This is a genomic window from Nonomuraea sp. NPDC003754, from assembly GCF_053605785.1.
Map to the genome: position 1 here is coordinate 48886 of NZ_JBSGJX010000028.1, position 19937 is coordinate 68822.

23 protein-coding genes are annotated in these 19937 nt (G+C 72.8%); 13 read left to right on the plus strand and 10 right to left on the minus strand.

Features of this window, described 5'->3' with window-relative positions; translation table 11 throughout:
* Positions 1-30: 30 nt before the first annotated feature.
* The 3 genes from nthB to ACWEVS_RS29915 are packed head-to-tail and all read left to right on the plus strand — an operon-like array spanning position 31 to position 1612.
* Positions 31-723 carry a nitrile hydratase subunit beta gene (gene nthB / locus ACWEVS_RS29905; protein ID WP_452554209.1) on the plus strand — a complete coding sequence of 231 codons (693 nt, stop codon included), beginning with the start codon at positions 31-33 and terminating at the stop codon, positions 721-723.
* Positions 720-1301, plus strand: coding sequence for a nitrile hydratase subunit alpha (gene nthA, locus ACWEVS_RS29910; protein WP_452554210.1), 582 nt, complete (start codon positions 720-722; stop codon positions 1299-1301). Before nthB ends, nthA begins: the two co-directional genes overlap by 4 nt.
* Complete coding sequence (locus ACWEVS_RS29915) at positions 1298-1612, plus strand: nitrile hydratase accessory protein (protein WP_452554211.1); 315 nt, start codon at positions 1298-1300, stop codon at positions 1610-1612. Before nthA ends, ACWEVS_RS29915 begins: the two co-directional genes overlap by 4 nt.
* Here the strand turns inward: ACWEVS_RS29915 and ACWEVS_RS29920 are convergent.
* Positions 1594-2694, minus strand: coding sequence for an MSMEG_0565 family glycosyltransferase (locus tag ACWEVS_RS29920; RefSeq protein WP_452416206.1), 1101 nt, complete (start codon positions 2692-2694; stop codon positions 1594-1596). The two genes, ACWEVS_RS29915 and ACWEVS_RS29920, sit on opposite strands and share 19 nt — an antisense overlap.
* Positions 2691-4139: an FdrA family protein gene (locus ACWEVS_RS29925; RefSeq protein ID WP_452554212.1), complete on the minus strand. Its 1449-nt coding sequence runs from the start codon at positions 4137-4139 to the stop codon at positions 2691-2693. The genes ACWEVS_RS29920 and ACWEVS_RS29925 overlap by 4 nt, the downstream gene beginning before the upstream one ends.
* 148 nt (positions 4140-4287) lie before the next feature.
* On the opposite strand from ACWEVS_RS29925, the gene ACWEVS_RS29930 reads away from it, so the two are divergent.
* From ACWEVS_RS29930 to ACWEVS_RS29945, 4 genes are all read left to right on the plus strand, one after another.
* Positions 4288-4872, plus strand: a complete 585-nt coding sequence (locus ACWEVS_RS29930; protein ID WP_452554213.1) for a hypothetical protein — start codon at positions 4288-4290, stop codon at positions 4870-4872.
* A 60-nt stretch (positions 4873-4932) separates the two neighbouring features.
* A complete protein-coding gene (locus ACWEVS_RS29935) occupies positions 4933-6036 on the plus strand; it encodes an MSMEG_0568 family radical SAM protein (RefSeq protein ID WP_449923726.1) in 1104 nt (367 codons plus the stop codon).
* A gap of 7 nt (positions 6037-6043) precedes the next feature.
* Positions 6044-6502: an MSMEG_0567/Sll0786 family nitrogen starvation N-acetyltransferase gene (locus ACWEVS_RS29940; protein ID WP_452416199.1), complete on the plus strand. Its 459-nt coding sequence runs from the start codon at positions 6044-6046 to the stop codon at positions 6500-6502.
* Between the two features lie 91 nt (positions 6503-6593).
* The gene (locus tag ACWEVS_RS29945; protein WP_449923721.1) at positions 6594-8015 is read left to right on the plus strand and encodes an amino acid permease; all 1422 of its coding nucleotides are present in this window, start codon (positions 6594-6596) and stop codon (positions 8013-8015) included.
* Positions 8016-8062: 47 nt separating this feature from the next.
* On the opposite strand, the gene ACWEVS_RS29950 is transcribed toward ACWEVS_RS29945, so the two are convergent.
* The 5 genes from ACWEVS_RS29950 to ACWEVS_RS29970 all read right to left on the minus strand — a co-directional run bounded on the left by ACWEVS_RS29950 (position 8063) and on the right by ACWEVS_RS29970 (position 12506).
* Complete coding sequence (locus ACWEVS_RS29950; protein ID WP_354917660.1) at positions 8063-8512, minus strand: ACT domain-containing protein; 450 nt, start codon at positions 8510-8512, stop codon at positions 8063-8065.
* Between the two features lie 53 nt (positions 8513-8565).
* A complete protein-coding gene (locus tag ACWEVS_RS29955; RefSeq protein ID WP_449923718.1) occupies positions 8566-9756 on the minus strand; it encodes a globin domain-containing protein in 1191 nt (396 codons plus the stop codon).
* A gap of 105 nt (positions 9757-9861) precedes the next feature.
* Entirely contained in the window at positions 9862-10296 is a 435-nt protein-coding gene (locus tag ACWEVS_RS29960; protein WP_452554214.1) for an RrF2 family transcriptional regulator, read from the minus strand.
* Between the two features lie 64 nt (positions 10297-10360).
* Positions 10361-11539 carry a tryptophan 2,3-dioxygenase family protein gene (locus ACWEVS_RS29965; RefSeq protein WP_452554215.1) on the minus strand — a complete coding sequence of 393 codons (1179 nt, stop codon included), beginning with the start codon at positions 11537-11539 and terminating at the stop codon, positions 10361-10363.
* A gap of 109 nt (positions 11540-11648) precedes the next feature.
* Entirely contained in the window at positions 11649-12506 is an 858-nt protein-coding gene (locus ACWEVS_RS29970) for an LLM class flavin-dependent oxidoreductase (RefSeq protein ID WP_452554216.1), read from the minus strand.
* A gap of 142 nt (positions 12507-12648) precedes the next feature.
* Between ACWEVS_RS29970 and argG the strand changes: the two genes are divergently transcribed.
* On the plus strand, positions 12649-14097 hold the full coding sequence (gene argG / locus ACWEVS_RS29975) for an argininosuccinate synthase (protein ID WP_452554217.1): 1449 nt from the start codon (positions 12649-12651) through the stop codon (positions 14095-14097).
* Positions 14098-14101: 4 nt separating this feature from the next.
* Here argG and ACWEVS_RS29980 read toward each other — a convergent pair whose 3' ends face one another.
* Positions 14102-14626 carry a DUF3995 domain-containing protein gene (locus ACWEVS_RS29980; protein ID WP_452554218.1) on the minus strand — a complete coding sequence of 175 codons (525 nt, stop codon included), beginning with the start codon at positions 14624-14626 and terminating at the stop codon, positions 14102-14104.
* Complete coding sequence (locus tag ACWEVS_RS29985; RefSeq protein WP_452416190.1) at positions 14613-15065, minus strand: hypothetical protein; 453 nt, start codon at positions 15063-15065, stop codon at positions 14613-14615. The genes ACWEVS_RS29980 and ACWEVS_RS29985 overlap by 14 nt, the downstream gene beginning before the upstream one ends.
* A 198-nt stretch (positions 15066-15263) precedes the next feature.
* Here ACWEVS_RS29985 and ACWEVS_RS29990 point away from each other — a divergent pair, with 198 nt between their 5' ends.
* A complete protein-coding gene (locus ACWEVS_RS29990; RefSeq protein WP_452554219.1) occupies positions 15264-15929 on the plus strand; it encodes an AIM24 family protein in 666 nt (221 codons plus the stop codon).
* A gap of 135 nt (positions 15930-16064) precedes the next feature.
* Complete coding sequence (locus tag ACWEVS_RS29995; protein WP_452554220.1) at positions 16065-16940, plus strand: universal stress protein; 876 nt, start codon at positions 16065-16067, stop codon at positions 16938-16940.
* 93 nt (positions 16941-17033) lie between these two features.
* Here the strand turns inward: ACWEVS_RS29995 and ACWEVS_RS30000 are convergent, their stop codons facing one another.
* Positions 17034-17372 carry a hypothetical protein gene (locus ACWEVS_RS30000; RefSeq protein WP_452554221.1) on the minus strand — a complete coding sequence of 113 codons (339 nt, stop codon included), beginning with the start codon at positions 17370-17372 and terminating at the stop codon, positions 17034-17036.
* Between the two features lie 112 nt (positions 17373-17484).
* On the opposite strand from ACWEVS_RS30000, the gene ACWEVS_RS30005 reads away from it, so the two are divergent.
* From ACWEVS_RS30005 to ACWEVS_RS30015, 3 genes are all read left to right on the plus strand, one after another.
* Entirely contained in the window at positions 17485-18138 is a 654-nt protein-coding gene (locus tag ACWEVS_RS30005; RefSeq protein WP_452554253.1) for a response regulator transcription factor, read from the plus strand.
* Positions 18135-19268, plus strand: coding sequence for a sensor histidine kinase (locus ACWEVS_RS30010; RefSeq protein WP_449923691.1), 1134 nt, complete (start codon positions 18135-18137; stop codon positions 19266-19268). The genes ACWEVS_RS30005 and ACWEVS_RS30010 overlap by 4 nt, the downstream gene beginning before the upstream one ends.
* A 188-nt stretch (positions 19269-19456) precedes the next feature.
* Positions 19457-19903, plus strand: a complete 447-nt coding sequence (locus tag ACWEVS_RS30015; RefSeq protein WP_452554222.1) for a hypothetical protein — start codon at positions 19457-19459, stop codon at positions 19901-19903.
* Positions 19904-19937 lie beyond the last annotated feature (34 nt).

Sequence of the window (19937 nt, forward strand, 5' to 3'; positions counted from 1 at the left end):
CCCACCCGGCGGGGCGGCTGGGAGGCGACGATGAACAAGGCCACCGGCATCAGCAAGGCCACCGGGATCCACGACATGGGGGGCACCGAGGGCTGGGGACGGGCGCCCGTCCCCACCCCGGACGAGCCGGTCTTCGCCGAGCCCTGGCAGGCCAGGGCCTTCGCGCTGGCCCTGCTGTCGATGCGGCTGTCGGGGACGAACCTCGACGCCTTCCGGCACGCGATGAACCGGCTCGACCGGCCGGACTACCTGGACGACGGCTACTACGGCCGGTGGCTGCACGGCGCGGAGAACCTGCTCCTCGACAGCTCGATCATCGCGCCGGGGACCGTGGAGGCGCGGGCCGCCAACCTGTCGGGGGGCACGGCCGAGGAGCCGGGTCCGCCGGAGCCGACCAGGCCGGACTACGCCCCTACCGCCGCGGGCTCCCTGCGGGAGGTGTCGTCGGCGCCCCGGTTCGCGGTGGGCGCCGCCGTACGGGCCAGGGCCTTCGACCCGCCGGGGCACACGCGGCTGCCGCGGTACGTGATGGGGCACACGGGCACCGTGGTGATCGTCCAGCCCGCGCAGGTCCTGCCCGACACCAACGCCCACTTCCAGGGCGAGAACCCGCAGTGGGTGTACACGGTGCGCTTCACCTCGGCCGAGCTGTTCGACGCGGACGCCGAGCCGTCCGCGCTCAACGTCGACCTCTACGAGGACTACCTGGAGGAGGCGCCATGACGGACGAACGGGTGCCGATCGAGCTGCGCGTCGAGGCGCTGGAACAGCTGCTGGTCGAGCGCGGCCTGGTCGATTCCGCGGTCATGGACAAGTACATCGCGATGTACGAGAGGGACGTCGGGCCGCTGAACGGCGCGCACGTGGTGGCCAGGGCGTGGACGGATCCCGGATACAAGGAGCGGCTGCTGGCCGACGGAACCGCCGCCGTCGCCGAGCTCGGCTACAAGGGGCCGCAGGGCGAGCACATCGTGGTCCTGGAGAACACGCCCGCCGTCCACAACGTGGTGGTCTGCACGCTGTGCTCCTGCTATCCCTGGCCGCTGCTCGGGCTGCCGCCCTCCTGGTACAAGGACCCCGCCTACCGGTCCAGGATGGTCCGCGAGCCACGAGCCGTCCTGGCCGAGATGGGGCTGCGGCTGCCGGAGGACGTCGAGGTCCGGGTGTGGGACAGCAGCTCGGAGGTGCGCTACTTCGTGCTCCCCGCCCGGCCGCCCGGGACCGAAGGGCTCCCGGAGGACCAGCTCGTGCCGCTCGTCACGCGCGACGCGATGGTGGGCGTGGCGCAGGTGACGCCATGACGCTCCCCATCCGGCTGGACGTCGGCAGCCCGGCGGCGCCGCCGCGCTCGAACGGCGAGCTGGTGTTCGCCGAGCCGTGGGAGGGCCGGGCGTTCGGCCTGGCCGTGGCGGCCTGCGAGGCGGGCGCCTTCACCTGGGAGGACTTCCGCCAGGCGCTGATCGCGCGGATCGCGGCCCGGCCGCAGGCCCCGTACTACGTCTGCTGGTTCGAGGCGCTGGAACGGGTGCTCGCGGTCGAGGGGCAGGTCCGCGAGCGGGCGGCGCTCCTCGCCGCCCGCCCCGCCGGCCACGATCACGCGATGGACCGATAGATCTCGGCGTGCCGGGCGGCGGTGGCCGCCCAGGTGAAACGCGGCACGACCCGGCGGCCACCTTCGACCAGGACGGCGCGCAGCGCCTCGTCGGCCATGATCCGCTCCAGCGCCGCCGCGAGGGCCTCGGGGTCGCCCACGGCGGGCAGCAGGGCGTCCACGCCGTCGGTGAGGAACTCGCGGAACACCGGCAGGTCGCTGGCCACGACCGGCAGACCGCAGGCCTGCGCCTCCAGCGGGACCAGGCCGAACCCCTCCTCGATCGAGGGGTACACCAGGGCGTCGGCGCTGCGGTACCACGCCGCCAGCAGTTCCTCGGAGACCGTCCCCACCTGGACCACGTCCAGGCCGAGGCCGTCCAGCAGCGCCAGCGCGTCGCGGCGGTAGGTCTCGTAGTCGCGGAAGGACTGGCCGCCCAGGATCGCCAGCACCGGCCGCTTCTCCCGCAGCAGGGCCAGCGCGCGGAACAGCGTCGTGCTGCCCTTGCGCGGCTCGATGCCGCCGACGGCCAGCAGCAGGAACCGGTCCGCCGCGCCGACGGAGGCGCGCAGGCCGGCCCGCCGCCGCGCGCTGACCGGCGGGAACCTGGCAGGGTCGACGCCGTTGCGCACGACCTGGGCGCGGACCCCGAACTCCTGGAGCAGCACGCGGCGCCAGTGCTCGCTGACGACCAGAACGTGGTCCGGCTCCAGGATCGCCCGGCGCTGGCAGTCGACGAGGGCCGGCGTGGTGAAGTCGTCGACGTGGTGCACGGTGCGCACCACCCGCTGGTGCACCTGCGGCGCGGCCCGGCCGGTGATGCAGTCCTGGGCGTGCAGGACGTCGAAGTCGCCGGCCACCTTCGCCAGCCCCGAGACCATGGCCTGCACCGAGGCGAAGACCTTCTCCTCCAGGGAGTCGCCGGCGACCGTGACAGGGAACAGCGTGAACGGCACCCTCAGCGGGCGGAAGAAGCCCTCGCTGCCCAGGGCGAAGACGTGCACGTCGACCCCCAGGTCCGCCAGCGCCTCGGCCAGCGCGAGGGTGTGGACGACCCCACCGCGGGGCTTGGTGGAGTAGGTGAGGAGCGCGACACGCCTCATGAGGCGCTCCCGCCGCGGGCGATCGCCGCCGCGGCGCGGGCCGCGCCCGCGGCGGTCTCGGTGACGACGCATCCGGCTTCGGCGAGCGCGCGTACCTGCTCGTCGTATCCCTGCGGATCGCGCGCGGTGCCCAGGACGTGGGCGACGACCTGCGGGCCGTCCAGGCGGGCCAGCTCCGGTGCCAGGATCCCCGCCGGGTCGGGATGCGCGCCATGGCCGAGCACCACGTCGAGCAGCACCACGGCGACGTCGGGCCCGCTCTCGTGGAGCAGTTCGACGCGTGCCCCCGGATCGATCATCGGATGCGGCCGGCCCCTGGTGTACTCCTCCTCGCCCAGGTCCAGGCAGACGTGGGAACCCGGTGGCGCCGGCAGGCGGCATTCCGGGTCGATCGGGGTGTTGGACCAGATGGGGCCGAGGATGCCGCTCAGCACCGCGATGGCCTCGTAGCAGAGCGATCCGCCGGAGAACAGCCCGCGCACCGTGGTGCGCCCCGGTGCCCGACGGGAGGCGGCCACGTCCACGGTCGGGCCGTGCCGCCGGTCGAAGGACGGCACCGGCCTGCCCAGCAGCTCGAGCGCCCTGACCACGCCGCCTTCGAGCGTCTCGCCCGCCACCCCGAGCAGGGCCGTGACCATCGCCGTCGTGCGCGCGGCCGCCATCACACGCCGCATCACCCGCTCGTCGGGCGGTTTGGACACCAGGAGGATCAGCTCCGTCGAAGGGTCCTCGTCGAGCCTCTTGACGGCCTGCGCCGCCATGCGCCCGCCCACCTCGGCGGTCAGGTCGCGCCCGCCCAGGCCGACGACCTGCGACACGCCGACACCGGCGCGGTCGAGCAGGCACATGACCTCCTGCGCCCCGGTGCCCGCCGCCGCGACGATCCCCACCGGCCCGGGCCGCACCACGTTGGCGAACCCCAGCCCCACGCCGTCGATCACGGCCGTGCCGGCGCCGGGGCCCATGAGCAGGCGGCCCCGCCGTACCGCGTGGTCCTTCAGCGCGATCTCGTCGGCGACGGAGACGTTGTCGCTGAACAGCAGCACGTCCAGGCCGCGACCGAGGGCCTTGTGCGCGTGCAGGGCGGCGTAGTCGCCGGGAACGGAGACGACCGCCACGGTGCTGCCAGGCCGGCGCTCCAGCGCCTCCGCCAGCGAGCGCGGGTGCTGCTCGGCCGGCCCGCTCTCGCGGGGGCCGAACATCGCCCGCTCACCTTCCGCGAAGGCGGCCTCCGGGTCGCCGGCCCGCACCGCGAGCACCAGGTCGTACGGCGACGCCTCCGGCGGGTCGAACCCCTCCTGCCGCAGCGCGTCGAGGTTGGCCGCGGTCGCCATCACGGCCGTCGCCCATTCCACGCCGTCGGCGCCGCGCATCGCCCGGGCGCCGAGGAGCTGCAGGACCGAGTCCAGGTAGGTGTCGCGCAGCACGCGCACGGCCGGCTTCACGCCGCCCCCGCCCGTCCCCGGCGCGTGGAGACGTCGCCGCCCAGCGTGACGACCGCAGTCCTGTTCACGGGGTCCACCCTTCGCCGTCCTGGCGAATCACCCGAATGCCGTCTAGGATCCGACTTGTCACACTGACGATAGTGAACGAGTGAAGCTCTTGCCAAGCAGTCCCATCCCCGCGGAGTACGCCGAGCTCGCCCGGCGGCTGCGCGCGGCCGAGGACCGGCTCTTCCCGCTCGCGATGATCGACGCCGAACGCTACCAGCGGGCGTTGCAGCTGGTGGGGGCGCTCGCCCGGCGCCTGTCCCTGGCCGGTGACTACGCGGCCCTGGCCGCCGCGGAGGGCGAGATGCGCGGCTGGCTCGACGAGGTGGGCGTCTCCGTGGAGGGGCTCGACGCCCAGCTGGTGATCGAGGCCGCGATGTCCCAGCGGTTCCGCGAGTTGCTCACCGCCTCCCGATCACAGGCCGTGGAGCGCGCCCGCGCCGCCGGCCTGGACTGGGCGATTCTCGAGGAGCCCGACGACGCGGCCTGGCGCGGCGGTTCGGCGCGGTGGGTGGAGGTGCACGTCCCGACCGGCACCGTCATGGTCCGCTCGGTGGTCGCCGTGCCCGTCATCACCTACCGGCTGGAGGTCACCGGCGAGGCGGTCCACGTGGAGGAGTTCACCTCGCGCGACGCCTGGCTCGCCGCGATCGACCAGGTACGGCAGGCGCTCGCATCGGAAAGTTAACGCCGATCCCATCTTGGTAGAATCGGGGCATCCGGTCGTACGGCACGGGAGGTGCCTGTCGTGACGGCTACCGATGTCAGCGAGCTCATCCTCGACCTCCAGGCCCGGGGTCTGCGGCTCGAGGCGCAGATGGAGCGACGCACCGGCGGCGCAGGGCCCACCGACTGCGGGATGCTCTGGGTGGACGGGCTTCCCGTCACGGCGCCCACCGAGGGCATCGCCAAGGACTCCCCGTACGTCCTGCGCGCCGAGGACGACGGGTACGGCATCTACCGCGACGGCGTACGGCTCGCCGACGCCTCCGCCCAGCGCCGTCCGCGCTTCTACGACCTGAGCACCGCCGACGGCGTGCCGTACTGGCAGATCGCCCTCCTGCACCTGGACTCCGTGGCGAGCACCGTCGTGCAGCACTGCGCCTACTGGGGCAACGACGACCAGTGCAGGTTCTGCGGCATCGGCCTCTCGCTGTCGTCCGGCCGTACCGTCGCGCGCAAGACCCCCGAGCAGCTCGCCGAGGTCGCGGTGGCGGCGCGTGACCTCGACGGCGCCGTCGACGCCACGCTGACGACCGGCAGCACGCGCGGCCCCGACCGCGGCGCCCTGTACGTGGGGCGCTGCGGCCAGGCGGTCAAGCAGGCTAGCGGACTCCCCGTCGAGGCGCAGTTCGAGCCGCCGGCGGACCTGGACGTGATCGACGAGGTGGGCGCGATGGGCGTCGACTCCGTCGGCATCCACATCGAGACCTTCGACCCCGCCGTGCTGGCGCGCGTCGCCCCGGCCAAGGCGCGCACCGGGATCGAGGGCTACTTCAGGGCGTGGGAACGGGCGGTGGCCGTCTTCGGCGCCGGACAGGTGTCCACCTACGTCATCCTCGGCATGGGGGAGAGCCCCCAGCTGACGATCGACGGCTGCAAGCGGGCCGTCGACGCCGGCGTCTACCCGTTCATCGTGCCGCTGCGCCCGGTCGTCGGCACGCCCATGGCCGGCTGGCAGCCGCCGCCGCGGTCCTACACGCGGCCGATCTACGCCAAGGTCCTCGCCTACATGGCCAGGCGCGGCATGACGTCGGCCACCTCCAGGGCGGGCTGCGCCCGCTGCCAGGCGTGCTCAGGGCTGAGCTCGATGGAACGCCTGCTCCGCATCGGCCCACGTCCCGCCGCCTGAGCCGGTCATGCTGCGCACGCTCGGCACCGACTGCCACCCGGCCGCCACGCCGGAGGAGCTCGCGGCCCACCACGCGGTACGGCACCGCGTCTTCGTCGACGAGCAGCGCCTGTTCCCCGGCACCGACCGCGACGCCCGCGACGACGACCCGCTGACCATCCACGTGGTCGCCTACGCCGACCAGGTGGTCGCGGGTGCGGTCCGTCTCTATCCCCTCGACGGGACCGGCGAGCTCTGGCAGGGCGACCGCCTCGCCGTCCTCGCCGAGTACCGCGCCCACGGACTCGGCGCCCCGCTGGTGAGGTACGCCGTCGCCGCCGCGGCGCGCCGCGGCGGCCTGCTCATGGTCGCCCACATCCAGCTGCGGAACGTCGGCTACTTCGAGCATCTGGGCTGGCACCGCGCCGGTGAGGTGGAGGTCTACGCCGGCCTCCCGCACCAGCCCATGGCGATCGAGCTGCGCTGACACCCCGGCCCAGGCCCATCGCCTCCACAGCAGATACTTCGCACCATTCCCCCTCACAAATGACAGCGATCGTGACGAGGGAGGCGAGACGATGTCGCATCAGCATCTGTTCGGAGGCGGCTCGGGAGTGTTCCGGCGCAAGCCGGTGGAGCAGATCGCCGGCGAGCACGAAGGCGAACTGAAACGGGAGCTGGGCCTGTGGCAGCTCACCGCGATCGGCATCGGCGGCATCATCGGCGCGGGGATCTTCGCGCTGGCCGGCGCGGTCGCCAACCAGACGGCCGGGCCCGCCGTGCTCGTCTCCTTCCTCATCGCCGGTGTCGCCAGCGCGGCCGCGGCGTTCTCCTACGCGGAGTTCGCCGGGCTCATCCCGAAGGCCGGATCCGCCTACACCTACGGCTACGCCGTCCTCGGCGAGTTGACCGGGTGGTTCATCGGCTGGGACCTGCTGCTGGAGTACACCGCCATCGTCGCGGTCGTGGCGATCGGCATCTCGGGCTACTTCGGCTTCCTCGTCGGCGCTCTGGGCATCGAGCTGCCCGCATGGATGCTGGGCGCGCCGGGCACCGGGCCGGGCCGAGCGGTGGACCTGTTCGCGGTGATCCTGTGCCTGCTCATCGCGTTCCTGCTCAACCTGGGCATCAAGACCGCCGCGCGGTTCGAGACCACCGTCGTCGCCGTGAAGGTCGTGGTGGTGCTGGTGGTGATCGTGGTCGGCTTCTTCTTCATCAACCCCGCCAACTACACCCCGTTCTTCCCGTACGGCGTGGCGGGCGCGATCACCGGCGCGGCCACGGTGTTCTTCGCCGTCTTCGGCTACGACGCGATGAGCACCGCCGCCGAGGAGTCCAAGGACGCCCAGCGCCACATGCCCAAGGCGATCATCTACTCGCTGGCCATCTCGATGGTGCTGTACGTCCTGGCCACGCTGGTGCTCACCGGCATGCAGAACTACAAGGAGATCGACCCGGAGAGCGGGTTCGCCTCGGCGTTCGCCTCCGTCGGGCTGACCAAGCTGGCCGGTGTCATCGCGGTCGGCGCGATCATCGGCATCCTCACCGTGATGTTCACCTTCATGCTCGGCGTCACCCGCGTGTGGTTCTCGATGAGCCGTGACGGGCTGCTGCCGCACTGGTTCGCCAAGCTCCACCCGGTGCGCCGGGTGCCGACCCGCATCACCTGGATCGTCGGGGCGGTCTCCGCGCTCATCGCCGGATTCCTGCCGATCAGGGAGGCGGCCGAGCTGACCAACATCGGCATCCTGCTGGCCTTCGTCGTGGTGTGCATCGCCGTCATCGTCCTGCGGTACCGGCGGCCCGACCTGCCGCGGACCTTCCGCACGCCCGGCATGCCGGTGACCCCGGCCGTCGGCATCGTCTTCTCGGTGTGGCTGATCACGTTCCTCGACCCGCTGACCTGGCTGCGCTTCGCGGTCTGGTTCCTGATCGGCCTGATCATCTACTTCACCTACAGCTACCGCCACTCCGAGCTGAACCGCCAGCAGACACCCTGACGGTCAGGACGGCCCGCGCGCGACTTCGTCCGCTGAGGGCCGCCGGCCTACTCCGGCTGATCCCAGATGCTCGGGACCTCCGGCGCGCGGCCGGCGGCCCAGGGCCGGTCCGCGGACCACTCGAGCGCCGCGCGCGCGTTCTCGAGGTCGTCGGTGGCGACGACGAGCTTCACGCCGCCGAAGGTGGTGTAGGCCAGGTCGATGTTGACGTTCGCCTCGGCGAGCTGCCGGGTCAGCTCGCCGAGCGTCCCCGGCCGGTCCGCGACGTCCACCACCAGCACGGTCCGCTCGTCCGCGATCCCCATCCCCGCCGCTTCGAGCGCCTGCCGGCACCGGTCGGCGTCCTCGTCGTCGACCAGCACATGGACGATGCCCTTGCCGTCTCCGGTGAAGGCCGCGAGGCCGCAGATGTTCACGCCGGACTCGCCGGTGACCTCCCCCAGGCGGGCCAGCTCTCCCGGCCGATCATCCAGTACAACGGTGATGTTCGTCGGCATGGCACCTCAATCCTCTCACGACGGCCGGCGCGGCGGGGCGGCCGCGGCGCCGGTCAGTCGTCGGCGCCCAGCCACAGGTCGGGGCCGAAGACCTCGTAGTGGATGTCGCGGGGTGCCACGCCCGCCGTGACGAGCTGGGCGCGCACGTCGCGCATGAACGGCAGCGGCCCGCACATGTAGGTGACGGCCCCCTCGGGGATCGCCACGCCGGTCAGGTCCATCAGGCCGGTGCGGGCGTCGCCGTCGGCCTCCTCGTACCAGAAGATCCGCTCGGCGCCGGGCAGCGCGTCGGCGAGCCGTTCCATGTCCTCCCGCAGCGCGTGGTCCTTCCTGGTCCGGTCGGCGTGCAGCAGCAGGACCCGGCGGGTGGAGCCGGTGGCGGCGAGGTGCTCCAGCATCGCGGCCATCGGGGTGCAGCCGATGCCGGCCGAGACCAGGACGAGCGGGGCGTCGCCCTCCTCCAGGCACACGTCGCCGAACGGCGCCGACAGGGTGAGCTCGTCGCCGGCGCCGACGGTGGCGTGCAGCAGGGTGGACACCTCGCCGTCCGGGGCGCCGCCGCCGCTCACCCGCTTGACCGTGATCCGGCGCAGCCCGTCCTGGCCCGCGCCCGACAGGGAGTACTGGCGCAGCTGGTGCACGCCGTCCGGCATGCGCGTGCGGACGCTGACGTACTGGCCGGGACGGCCGGGCGGCACCGGGTCGTCGCCGACGGGGCGCAGCAGGAAGGAGGCCACGTCAGGGGTCTCCTCGCGGCGCTCGACGACGTGCCACCGGCGCCAGGTGCTCGCGTCGCGCGCGCCGGCCGCGGCGTAGATCTGCGCCTCCAGGGCGATCAGCGCGCCGGCCATCAGCCAGTACACCTCGTCCCATGCCGCGGCGACCTCGGGGGTGACCGCTTCGCCGAGCACCTCGGCGATCGCGCCGAACAGGTACTTGTGCACGATGATGTAGTGCTCGGAGGCGACGCCGACCGCGGTGTGCTTGTGGGCGATGCGCGCCAGCAGCCGGTCGGGCCGCTCGTCGGGGTGCTCGACCAGCGCGGCGGCGAACGCGGCGATGGAGCCGGCGAGGGCCTTGCGCTGCTCGCCGTTGGCCTGGTTGCCGCGGTTGAACATCCCGTCGAGCAGTTCGGGGCGCTCGGCGAACATCGTGCCGTAGAACCGCGTGGTGATGGCGTCGAGCGACGCGCCGACGACGGGGAGCGTGGCGCGGATGATCCCGGCGGATTCCGGGGACAGCATGGGGCCTCCTGGCAACGACGGTGGGACGAGATCCCAGGGGAAACAAATTGGAATCTCAAATTCATATTAAGGACCGCGCCGAGTGCCCTCGCACCCGGCCCCGGATCAGCGCACGGACAGCGACAGCAACACCGGTCCCGTGGGGGCGGTCACCAGGGAGTCGACCGTCACGGGGTCGAGCGCGGCGAAGAACGCCTCCTGCGCCTGGCGCAGCGCCCCCCGCAGGCGGCAGGCGGCCCGCAGCGGGCACGGCGGGTCGTCCTCGCAGCCCACCACGTCGCCCGCGGCCTCCAGCTCGCGGACGATCCGGCCGACCGACGCGTGGTGCCCCGCCTCGGTGAGCCGCAGGCCGCCGCCTCTTCCCCTCCTGGTCTCCACGAGGCCCAGCTCGCCGAGACGCGCGACCGCCTTCGCGGCGTGGGTGTACGGCACCGCGAGCGCCTCCGCGACCGAGCGGGTCGTCGGCAGCTCGCCCTCGTCCGCCACGGCCAGCCGCATCACGATGCGGAGCGAGATGTCGGTGAAAGCGGTCAGGCGCATGCTTCCACGGTAGGGGCTCACCGCGGGAGGGTGGCCCGCGCGCCGAGACGGCCCGGCGGCCGGTTCAGGAGGCCGCGCCCAGCTGCCGGAACAGGCGGTTGCCCACGCACTGGTCGAGGTACGGCACGCCGGCCGTGTCGCCCGAGCCCCGCGCCTGGCCGAGCATGCGGACCGCGAGCGTGCGGTGCGTCGACTTCCAGCGCTGATGGATGGCCTCCAGCCGGCCGAGCGCGGCCTCGAGCGCCGTCCACTCCGCCGGGCTGAACCGCCCCTCGGCGCGCAGCTCGCGGCACGCTCCGGCGAGGCTGTCCTGGCCGCTTTCCGCCTCGGCCCGCACGACCGGCACGCTCGTGAAGGCCGCCGACCCCAGCCGCGCGGCCGGCGGGGGGCCGCACAGGATCTCGAACCGCTTGTACTGCTCGGACTGGATGGCGCTGGCGCCCTGGGTGAACCGGCGGAACCCGTGGAAGTGCGCCGGCCGCATGGTGGCGACCATCCGGAACAGCGACGCCGCGCGCTCGAACACCGCGACCGCGTGATCCACTCGCGCCACGCAGGCGTCCATCCGCCCGTCGCGCAACGCCGCGATCGCCGCGCGCAGGTCCGACACGATCGTGGTGAAGATCATCTCGTGGGTCTGCAGCACGCGGATGAAGAAGTACTCGTCGTGCAGGACGTAGACCGGCTGGACGGTGAGGTCGAACCACCGGGCGGCCCCGGTCGCCGGCGGCCTCGGCAGGCGGTCGAGCAGATCCTCCGGCCTGGACCCGGCCGTCGTGCGCGTGGGCAGGGAAGGCCCGCCGTCGAGGTCGTCGGCCACGAACCGCATGGCGTGCCGCAGCCGCTTGCGCAGCGTCATCGGGTCGGGCCGGTCCACGCCCGGCGCGTGCGGGGAACCGTTCGCCGCTTCGATCTCGAAGCGGACGACGTCGGAGACGAGCAGGGTGGCCAGCCTGGCCGGGCTCAGCCCGGCGTGCCGTTCGTCCAGCAGCAGCTCGAGCAGGGGGAGCGCCAGGTAAGTGCGGTTCCAGAAGCGCCCTTCGTGCTTGTCCAGGACGCAGTCGAGGAACGCGTCGAGAAGCGGTTCCCGCGCGCCGCGCCGGCGGCGGACGTCACTCAGCTCGACGAGCAGGCGTTCTGGCAGGAAGTGCTTTCCCGCTCGCCGGACCTCGTCGGCGACCAGGCGGGCCAGCGACAGCCCCCGGCATTCCGTTCCCTCGGTGGCGTGCTCGAGATTGATCATTATGGGTCACTCCAGATGGCGCCCCCTTTGGGCGACTCATGACCATTTGTAGGCTTTCGTGGTTGTCAGTCCCTTTCGTACCACTTGCAGGGGACGTGGCGTCTTCCGGTCAGGACGGCGCCGGGCCCTCGCGCAGGACGCCGCGCACCGTGTCCACGGACACCGCGCCCCACGGGAACTCCACCATCCACCACGTCGCCCCCACTCCGGCGTAGGGCGCGGGATCGGTGCCGGGCGGCAGGGACACCGCGACGTCGTAGCCCGCCAAATCCTTCCCCTCGGCCGCGCGTAGCCGCATGACGGCGGCCACCAGCTCCGCGAACTCGTCGAGACCGGCGAACGCCACCGGGAAGAAGCCGTCGAGGCGGGCGGCGCGCCGCAACGGTCCCTGCTTACCCGGCAGCGCCGCGCCCCACACCGGGATCCCCGGCCGCTGCACGGGCCTGGGCAGCAGCCGTACCCCGTCGAGCGTGTAGTGCTCGCCCCGATGGTGTACGGCCTCGCCGGACCACGCCGCGGCCAGCACGTCGAGAGACTCGTCGAGCATCCGGGCCCGGACCCGGTCGTCCAGCTCCTCGCCGGTCGTGGACAGCTCGCTGCCGAACCGGTCGCTGCCGAGGCCGACGCCGAGGGTCAGGCGCCCGCCGCTGAGCTGGTCGAGCGTCACGGTCTCCTTGACCACCTTCACCGGCCGGCGGCGGGGGAGCGCGGTCACCATGGGGCCGATGCGCACGCGTTCGGTGGCCATGGCGATCGCCGCCAGTGTGATCCACGGATCCGCCACCTCCTCGACCGGCTCGCCCCAGCGCAGGTGATCCCACACGAACACCCCGTGCCATCCGGCCTCCTCGGCCTCGGCGGCCAGGCTGGTGACGACGAGGGGGTCGGCGAGCTCGTCGAAAAGCGGCAACCACAGTCCCGAGCGGAGGCCGCCTCCGGCGGGCGCGGGTGAAGGCGTGCTGGTCATCTCTCGGGCTCCTCGGGTCGACATCGTGCCTGGTCAACAGGCTACGAGGAGTGATCGCCGCGCGGGGAGACCTGAGAGGCGTGTCGCGCCACGCCGTCATGGTCTTGCATGTTCATGCGGTGGTGTGTATATATTTCTACTCGTGTCTAAGGTACTCACCTCCCTGCCTGTCGGCGAACGTGTCGGGATCGCTTTCTCTGGCGGCCTCGACACCTCGGTAGCGGTCGCGTGGATGCGCGAGAAAGGTGCGGTGCCGTGCACCTACACCGCCGACGTCGGCCAGTACGACGAGCCCGACATCGCCTCGGTGCCCGGGCGCGCCACGGCGTACGGCGCTGAGATCGCCCGGCTGGTCGACTGCCGGGCCGCCCTCGTCGAAGAGGGGCTCGCGGCGCTGGCGTGCGGGGCCTTCCACATCCGCTCCGGCGGCCGTACCTACTTCAACACCACCCCGCTCGGGCGGGCCGTCACGGGCACCCTGCTCGTGCGCGCGATGCTCGAGGACGGCGTGCTGATCTGGGGTGACGGCTCCACCTTCAAGGGCAACGACATCGAGCGGTTCTACCGCTACGGTCTGCTGGCCAACCCCTCCCTGCGGATCTACAAGCCGTGGCTCGACGCCGACTTCGTCAGCGAGCTCGGCGGCCGTACCGAGATGTCCGAGTGGCTGCTCGCCCGCGACCTGCCGTACCGCGACAGCACCGAGAAGGCCTACTCCACCGACGCCAACATCTGGGGCGCCACCCACGAGGCCAAGTCCCTCGAGCACCTCGACACGGGCATCGAGATCGTCGAGCCGATCATGGGCGTGCGGTTCTGGGACCCCGCCGTGGAGATCGCCGCCGAGGACGTCACGATCGGCTTCGAGCGGGGACGGCCGGTGACGATCAACGGCAAGGAGTTCGCCTCCGCCGTCGACCTGGTGCTGGAGGCCAACGCCATCGGCGGCCGCCACGGCATGGGCATGTCCGACCAGATCGAGAACCGGATCATCGAGGCCAAGAGCCGGGGCATCTACGAGGCGCCGGGAATGGCGTTGCTGCACGCGGCCTACGAGCGGCTGGTCAACGCCATCCACAACGAGGACACCCTCGCCAGCTACCACAGTGACGGGCGGCGGCTGGGCAGGCTGCTGTACGAGGGCCGCTGGCTGGACCCGCAGTCGCTGATGCTGCGCGAGTCGCTGCAGCGCTGGGTCGGCGCGGCGGTCACCGGCGAGGTGACCCTGCGACTGCGGCGCGGCGAGGACTACTCCGTCCTGGACACCACCGGGCCGGCGTTCAGCTACCACCCGGACAAGCTGTCCATGGAGCGGACCGAGGACTCCGCCTTCGGGCCGGTCGACCGCATCGGCCAGCTCACCATGCGCAACCTCGACATCGCCGACTCTCGCGCCAAGCTGGAGCAGTACGCCAGGCTCGGCATGGTCGGCAGCCCGCACCCGACGTTGATCGGCGCCACGCAGGTGACCCCGACCGGCCTGATCGGCGCGATGCCGGAGGGCGGGGCCGAGGCGATCGCCTCCCGCGGCGAGGTCACCGGCGACGACGAGCTGCTCGACCACGCCGCGATGGAGTCAGGCACCGACTGACGCCTCACCCACCGCGCGCCCGTACGGCCCTGCCGCTGGTCAGCCGCCATCCGGCCGCCGTCCAGCACACCCCCCAGAGCAGGAAGAACGGCGACCACAGCAGCAGGTCCCAGCGCGCCAGGGTGCGAGCCAGCTCGGCGTGCTCGCCGGAGGCCGGGCGGACCCCTGTCAGCAGCAGCGCGTCGCCGGCGAAGCCGAACCCGAGCACGCCGGCGGCGCGGGCGATCATGAAGATGCCCAGCGTCCAGGCGACGACGGCCGCCAGCCGGCGGGGCAGCACCGCGCCCCACGGCCGTACGGTGGCCAGCGCCACGATGACACCGATCACCGCGGCGCCGGCCAGCAGCCAGTGGCTCGCCACGAACAGCGGATCACGGGCGAGCAGCCGTTCGCGCATCTCCGGGGGCAGCGGGTCCTTGTCGGCCAGCGCGTTGGCCCCCAGCGCCTGCGCCAGCTTCATCGACCCGTAGACGGCCGCGCAGGCCGCCGCGCCGTACGCGCCCAGCCGCGCCCGGTCAGCGCGCGGCATGTCTCGGCGCCACGGCGTAGGAGCGGATCATCTCCGCGAGCAGCCCGATCACGACGACGCCGAGCACCCCGTGGTACCAGTGCCAGCCCACGCCGATACCGACGAACCCGTCCACGATCATGATGCCCGCGCCGCCGCCGACGGCCAGCAGCATCGCGGCCAGCAGGAGCAGCATCACTTTTCGCGGCACCCTGCGGCCCAGCGGCGTGACGGTGGCGAGGGCGAGGCACGCGCCCAGCACGCCGGACAGGGTCGCGAGCCACTGCGCCGTGCTCGGGTCGAGGAAGTAATCCGCGGCCTCGGCGGCCGACACGGGCGGGCCGCTCGGGAACCCGAGCCGGGCCTGCATGGCGTAGCCGGCCTTCCCCACGGCGTAACCGAGGAACAGCACGGCCAGCGCGTACGCCGGCCAGCGTCGCACACGAACAGAACCAGTCATGACCGCGACCGTAGCCACGGCGCCCCGGGCGGCGACTCCCAAGCATGGGGGAGAGGCCTCCCCCGCCAGAGGGATCCGCCCGCGCGCGTCCTGGCCGCCGATCCCGCGCCCGACGCGGAAGCCGTCCGCTGACCTGGGAACCCGTAGCATCGGCTCGTTCGTCATCATCGTGTCGATCACGTCGCGGAAAGGGCCATCATGCGCAGCGCGCTTTTCGGGAACCTGGACAGCTCACAGGTGCCCGCCAACTTCGCTCTCCAGAACGCCAAGATGCTCCGCGTCCAACTCCCGCACGAGGTGCTGGCCAGGCAGGGGTCGATGGTGGCCTTCCAGGGCCAGATGGACTTCGACTACGAGGGCGCCGGCGGCGTCGGCAAGCTGTTCAAGAAGATGGTCACCGGCGAGGGCGCGCCGCTCATGCGGGTCAGGGGGCAGGGCCTGCTGTTCCTCGCCGACAACGCCGACGACATCCACCTGTTCTACCTGGAGAACGAGGCCATCACCGTCAACGGCCGCAACCTGCTGGCCTTCGACTCCGCGCTCACCTGGGACATCAGGCGCGTGCAGGGCGCGGGCATCGCCGCGGGCGGGCTGTTCAACATGACGGTCAAGGGCATCGGCTGGGTGGCGGTCACCGCCCACGGCTCCCCCGTGCTCCTCGACACCTCGCGGATGCCGACCTTCGCCGACGGCCAGTCCGCGGTGTGCTGGAGCGCCGACCTGCACGTGGGCGTCAACCGCACGATGAAGGCGGGCGCGCTGATCGGCCGCGGCAGCGGCGAGGCCGTCCAGCTCGCCTTCCAGGGGCAGGGGTTCGTGCTCGTGCAGGCCAGCGAGGGCCCGCCGGGGGTCTCGGCGCAGTAGCCGCTCACCCCGGCCGAGGCTTCCCGGTGCGCGCGGGTGTCCCGCCGGCGGGCCGTTGGTCCCACGCGCCGGGGCCGTTCGACCGCGGCGATCACCGCGCGTCATGGGCTTTCCTGGACGGGAAGGGAGCGCGCCATGAACGGACACATCGTCGTCGGCGTGGACGGCTCGCCCGAGGCGCTGAACGCGGTGCGGTGGGCGGCCGACGAGGCGATGAGGCGGGCCTGCCCGCTGCGGATCGTGCACGTCACCGGCGTCTACGCCTACGACATCCCGCTGCGCGAGGTCGTCCAGGCTTTCGCGACCCCGGAGGACTACGGCCGGGCCGTGCTGGACGACGCCGGGGCCCTGGCCCGCAGGCGGCACCCGGACCTGCCGATGGGCGCCGTCCTGGGCGAGGGCGTCATCGCCGACGTGCTCAGGCAGGCGGCCACGGAGGCGACGGCGCTGGTCGTGGGCAGCCGCGGGTACGGCCGCTTCTCCCCGGCCCGCCTCGGCTCGGTCAGCGCCGGGCTGGCCGGACGGTCCCCGTGCCCGGTGGTGATCGTGCGCGACCCGCCCGCCCGGGAGCGCGGCGAGATCGTCGTCGGATTCGACGACCACTCCGCTGCCGCGCTGCGGTTCGCCTTCGAGGAGGCCGCCCGGCGCGGCGCCCGGCTGCGGGCCGTCCACGCCTGGCAGCCGCCGACGGTCTCGCCGTTCGTGCTCGGTGCCGATCCGATCTTCGAGGAGCTCTTCGCGGCCGCGCGGCACCGCGCGGTGCTGGTGCTGCAGCGGTGGCGGGACCGGCACCCGCAGGTGCGGGTGGTCGAGGAGATCGTGCCGGGCGGAGCCGTGGCGGCCATCTGCCGCGCCTCCGCGTCGGCCGACCTGGTCGTGGTGGGCTCGCGGGGACGCGGCCTGTTCGGCTCGGCGCTGCTGGGCTCGGTCAGCCGCGGCGTCCTGCACGAGTCGCGCTGTCCCGTCGCGGTGATCCGCCCCACCATGGCGTCGGTGGCGAGCACGGCCTGAGCGCCCGGCGGCCGGGCCCCGGACGGCCCGGCAGCCCGGGCGAGGACGCCCGCCCGCGCTGACCGCCGGGGCCGTGGTTCTCAGCCGTGGTTCTCAGGAGGGCAGTGATGGGGCGGACGGCGCCGCGGGCGCGCCGGGCAGCCGGGAACCAGCGGGGAGCAGCGACCCGCAGGCCCGCACCGCCGCCCCGTACTTGTCGGACAGGACGTCGACGCGCTCTCCCCTGATGTCGAAGTTGATCAGCCCGTCCGAGGAGAGCGCGACCTCGGGGAAGCCGGGCAGTCCCTGCGCGCGCATGCAGGCGGTGAACGCCCTGCCGTCGTCGGCGGGCGCCGCGGACGAGGCGGTCGTCACCCAGCCCACGCCTGCGGCGAAGGCGGCGGTGAGGACCGCGACGGTGAGGACCACTCTTCGGATCGTCGAGCCGGCCATGATGGCTCCTTTCGTTGCTGTCGATGCGCCCAGACAAGCCGAGGGCCGGTTACCGGGCCGCAACGGCGGCGGTTACCCCGCTGTAACCGGGAGACGGGGCATGCTGGAGATCGTGAGAGTGCTGATCGTCGAAGACCACGAGGAGCTGGCCGTGACGGTGGCCGCGGGGCTGCGCCGCGAGGGCATGGCCGTCGACGTGGTGCTGGACGGTCTGGCCGCGCTCGAGCGGGCCTCGGTCAACCACTACGACGTGGTCGTCCTCGACCGGGACCTGCCCGGCCTGCACGGTGACGAGGTGTGCCGGTCGCTGGTCGGCGCCGGCCACCCGGCGCGGGTGCTGATGCTCACCGCCGCCGTGACCATCGATGACAGGGTGACCGGACTGGGCATCGGCGCCGACGACTACCTGCCCAAGCCGTTCGCCTTCGCCGAGCTGGTCGCCCGGATCCGGGCACTGGCCAGGCGACCCAGCCGGGCCCTGCCTCCGGTGCTCGTCCACGGCGACCTGCGGCTGGATCCGGCCACCCGGATCGCCACCCGTGACGGGCGCCGGCTGCCGCTGAGTCCCAAGGAGTTCGCCGTGCTGGAGCTGCTGATGGCCGCCAAGGGCGCGGTGGTCTCCGCCGAGCAGTTGCTGGAGCGGGGCTGGGACGAGTTCGCCGATCCGTTCACGCAGACCGTGAAGGTGACGATCAGCCGGTTACGGCGGAAGCTCGGCGACCCGCCGCTCATCGAGACGGTCCCGCAGGCCGGATACCGGATATGAGACAGCCCATACGGTCGCGGCTGACCCTGCTCTACGGCGGCCTGTTCCTGGTGGCCGCGGTGCTGCTGGTCGCCCTCATCTACCTTCTGGTCGAGTACTCGCCCTTCCCGGCGCCACCGGCCGCTCCCGCGGCGCCGGGCGGATCGGCCCCTCCCGCTCCGGCGCCCCTGGCGGCCTCCACCGAGCACCTGCGCCGGTTGCTGGTCAACTCGTTGATCGCGCTGGCGGCCATGGCGTTCGCCGCGCTGCTGCTGGGCCGGCTCATGGCCGGGCGCGTGCTGCGGCCGCTGGCCGAGATGACCGCCACCGTCCGGCGCATCACGGCCGACCGGCTCGACCGGCGGCTGGCCGCCACCGGGCCGGACGACGAGCTCAAAGAGCTGGCCGACACCTTCGACGAGCTGCTGGACCGGCTGGAGGCCGCGTTCACCGCCCAGCGGCGGTTCGTCGCCAACGCCTCCCACGAACTGCGGACCCCGATGACGTTGCAGCGGGCCATGGCCGAGGTGGCGCTCGCCGATCCGGCGGCCGACACGGCGTCCCTGCGGGAGGTGCTGGAACGCGTGGTGGCCGCGGGCAGGCACCAGGAGCGGCTCGTCGAGGCGCTGCTCACGCTGGCCCGGGGCCAGCAGGGCCTGCGGCACCGCCGGCCCTTCGACCTGGCCGAGATCACCGCGCAGGCGCTCGGCCACCGTGCCGACGCTGAGCCGCGCGTCGAGTCCTCTCTGCGGCCGGCACCCGCCTTCGGTGACCACGCACTGGCCGAACGGCTGGTCGCCAACCTGCTGGACAACGCGCTGCGGCACAACGTGCCCGGCGGGTGGGTCAGGGTGGAAACCAGCGTCCGGTCCGGACGCGCCACTCTCCGAGTCTCCAACAGCGGTCCGGTGATTCCGGCCGACCGGCTGCCCCTGCTCCTGCAGCCCTTCCAGCGTCTGGACAGCGCCAGGAAGGCCGACGGCGACGGCCTGGGGCTGGGCCTGTCGATCGTGGCCGCCATCGTCGAGGCACACCACGGCACGCTGGCGGTCCGTCCGCTTCGCGACGGGGGGCTCGAGGTGATCGTCGCCCTCGACCCCCCGGACGATCCGCGCAACCGCCGGCGTCATGGCTCACCGGCCGCGGAGTGACGCCTGTCCGGCGACGCGGCCGGCGCGTTGCGCAGCTCCGGGAAAGTCGTGAAATCGCCCGGTGGTCCGTCGTCCTCATCGGATAGGGACCAAGGTCTCTATCCGATCGATCGGGCGCACGGAAGGCTCGCAACCATGGACAGGATCGATGCGTACTGGCACGCCGCGACGGAGACCCGCGACTGGACGTGGCCGAGCCGATGACGTGGTGGACGATCGTGCGCTTCCTGCACATCCTGGGAGCCGCGCTGTGGGTCGGCGGGCAGCTCGCCGTCTCCCTGGTGGTGCTCCCGCTGGCCCGCCGCGGCCTGCCGGAGGGACAGCGGGCCGCCCTGCTGCGCGCGGTGGGACGCCGCTTCGGGCTGATCACGCTCGCCGGCTTCCTGCCGGTCCAGATCGCCACCGGCCTGGCGCTGGCCTGGCACTCCGGTGTGACCTGGGCCTCGCTGGCCGAGCCCGGCTACGGCCGGACACTCGCCGCCAAGCTGGTCCTCTTCTGCGCGGTGCTGGCCACCGCGGGCCTGCACGGCTGGGCCTCCGGATCCGGCAGACCCACCGCCGCCCGCGTCATGGCCGTCGCCTCGCTCATCGGCTCGGTGGGCGTGATCCTGCTGGCATCGGCCCTGGTGGCGTGATCCGCGGACCCGGCCGCGAGCACAGAAGGGACTA

What these genes read in the sequence shown, in the direction of transcription:
- ACWEVS_RS29955 (WP_449923718.1), bottom strand. Translation starts at nt 9,756, where the DNA reads ATGCTGTCCCCGGAATCCGCCGGGATCATCCGCGCCACGCTCCCCGTC.
- nthB (WP_452554209.1), top strand. Translation starts at nt 31, where the DNA reads ATGAACAAGGCCACCGGCATCAGCAAGGCCACCGGGATCCACGACATG.
- ACWEVS_RS29960 (WP_452554214.1), bottom strand. Translation starts at nt 10,296, where the DNA reads ATGCGCCTGACCGCTTTCACCGACATCTCGCTCCGCATCGTGATGCGG.
- ACWEVS_RS29945 (WP_449923721.1), top strand. Translation starts at nt 6,594, where the DNA reads ATGTCGCATCAGCATCTGTTCGGAGGCGGCTCGGGAGTGTTCCGGCGC.
- ACWEVS_RS29970 (WP_452554216.1), bottom strand. Translation starts at nt 12,506, where the DNA reads ATGACCAGCACGCCTTCACCCGCGCCCGCCGGAGGCGGCCTCCGCTCG.
- ACWEVS_RS29995 (WP_452554220.1), top strand. Translation starts at nt 16,065, where the DNA reads ATGAACGGACACATCGTCGTCGGCGTGGACGGCTCGCCCGAGGCGCTG.
- ACWEVS_RS30010 (WP_449923691.1), top strand. Translation starts at nt 18,135, where the DNA reads ATGAGACAGCCCATACGGTCGCGGCTGACCCTGCTCTACGGCGGCCTG.
- ACWEVS_RS29950 (WP_354917660.1), bottom strand. Translation starts at nt 8,512, where the DNA reads ATGCCGACGAACATCACCGTTGTACTGGATGATCGGCCGGGAGAGCTG.
- ACWEVS_RS29990 (WP_452554219.1), top strand. Translation starts at nt 15,264, where the DNA reads ATGCGCAGCGCGCTTTTCGGGAACCTGGACAGCTCACAGGTGCCCGCC.
- ACWEVS_RS29985 (WP_452416190.1), bottom strand. Translation starts at nt 15,065, where the DNA reads ATGACTGGTTCTGTTCGTGTGCGACGCTGGCCGGCGTACGCGCTGGCC.
- ACWEVS_RS29915 (WP_452554211.1), top strand. Translation starts at nt 1,298, where the DNA reads ATGACGCTCCCCATCCGGCTGGACGTCGGCAGCCCGGCGGCGCCGCCG.
- ACWEVS_RS29980 (WP_452554218.1), bottom strand. Translation starts at nt 14,626, where the DNA reads ATGCCGCGCGCTGACCGGGCGCGGCTGGGCGCGTACGGCGCGGCGGCC.
- ACWEVS_RS29965 (WP_452554215.1), bottom strand. Translation starts at nt 11,539, where the DNA reads ATGATCAATCTCGAGCACGCCACCGAGGGAACGGAATGCCGGGGGCTG.
- ACWEVS_RS29940 (WP_452416199.1), top strand. Translation starts at nt 6,044, where the DNA reads ATGCTGCGCACGCTCGGCACCGACTGCCACCCGGCCGCCACGCCGGAG.
- ACWEVS_RS29920 (WP_452416206.1), bottom strand. Translation starts at nt 2,694, where the DNA reads ATGAGGCGTGTCGCGCTCCTCACCTACTCCACCAAGCCCCGCGGTGGG.
- ACWEVS_RS30000 (WP_452554221.1), bottom strand. Translation starts at nt 17,372, where the DNA reads ATGGCCGGCTCGACGATCCGAAGAGTGGTCCTCACCGTCGCGGTCCTC.
- nthA (WP_452554210.1), top strand. Translation starts at nt 720, where the DNA reads ATGACGGACGAACGGGTGCCGATCGAGCTGCGCGTCGAGGCGCTGGAA.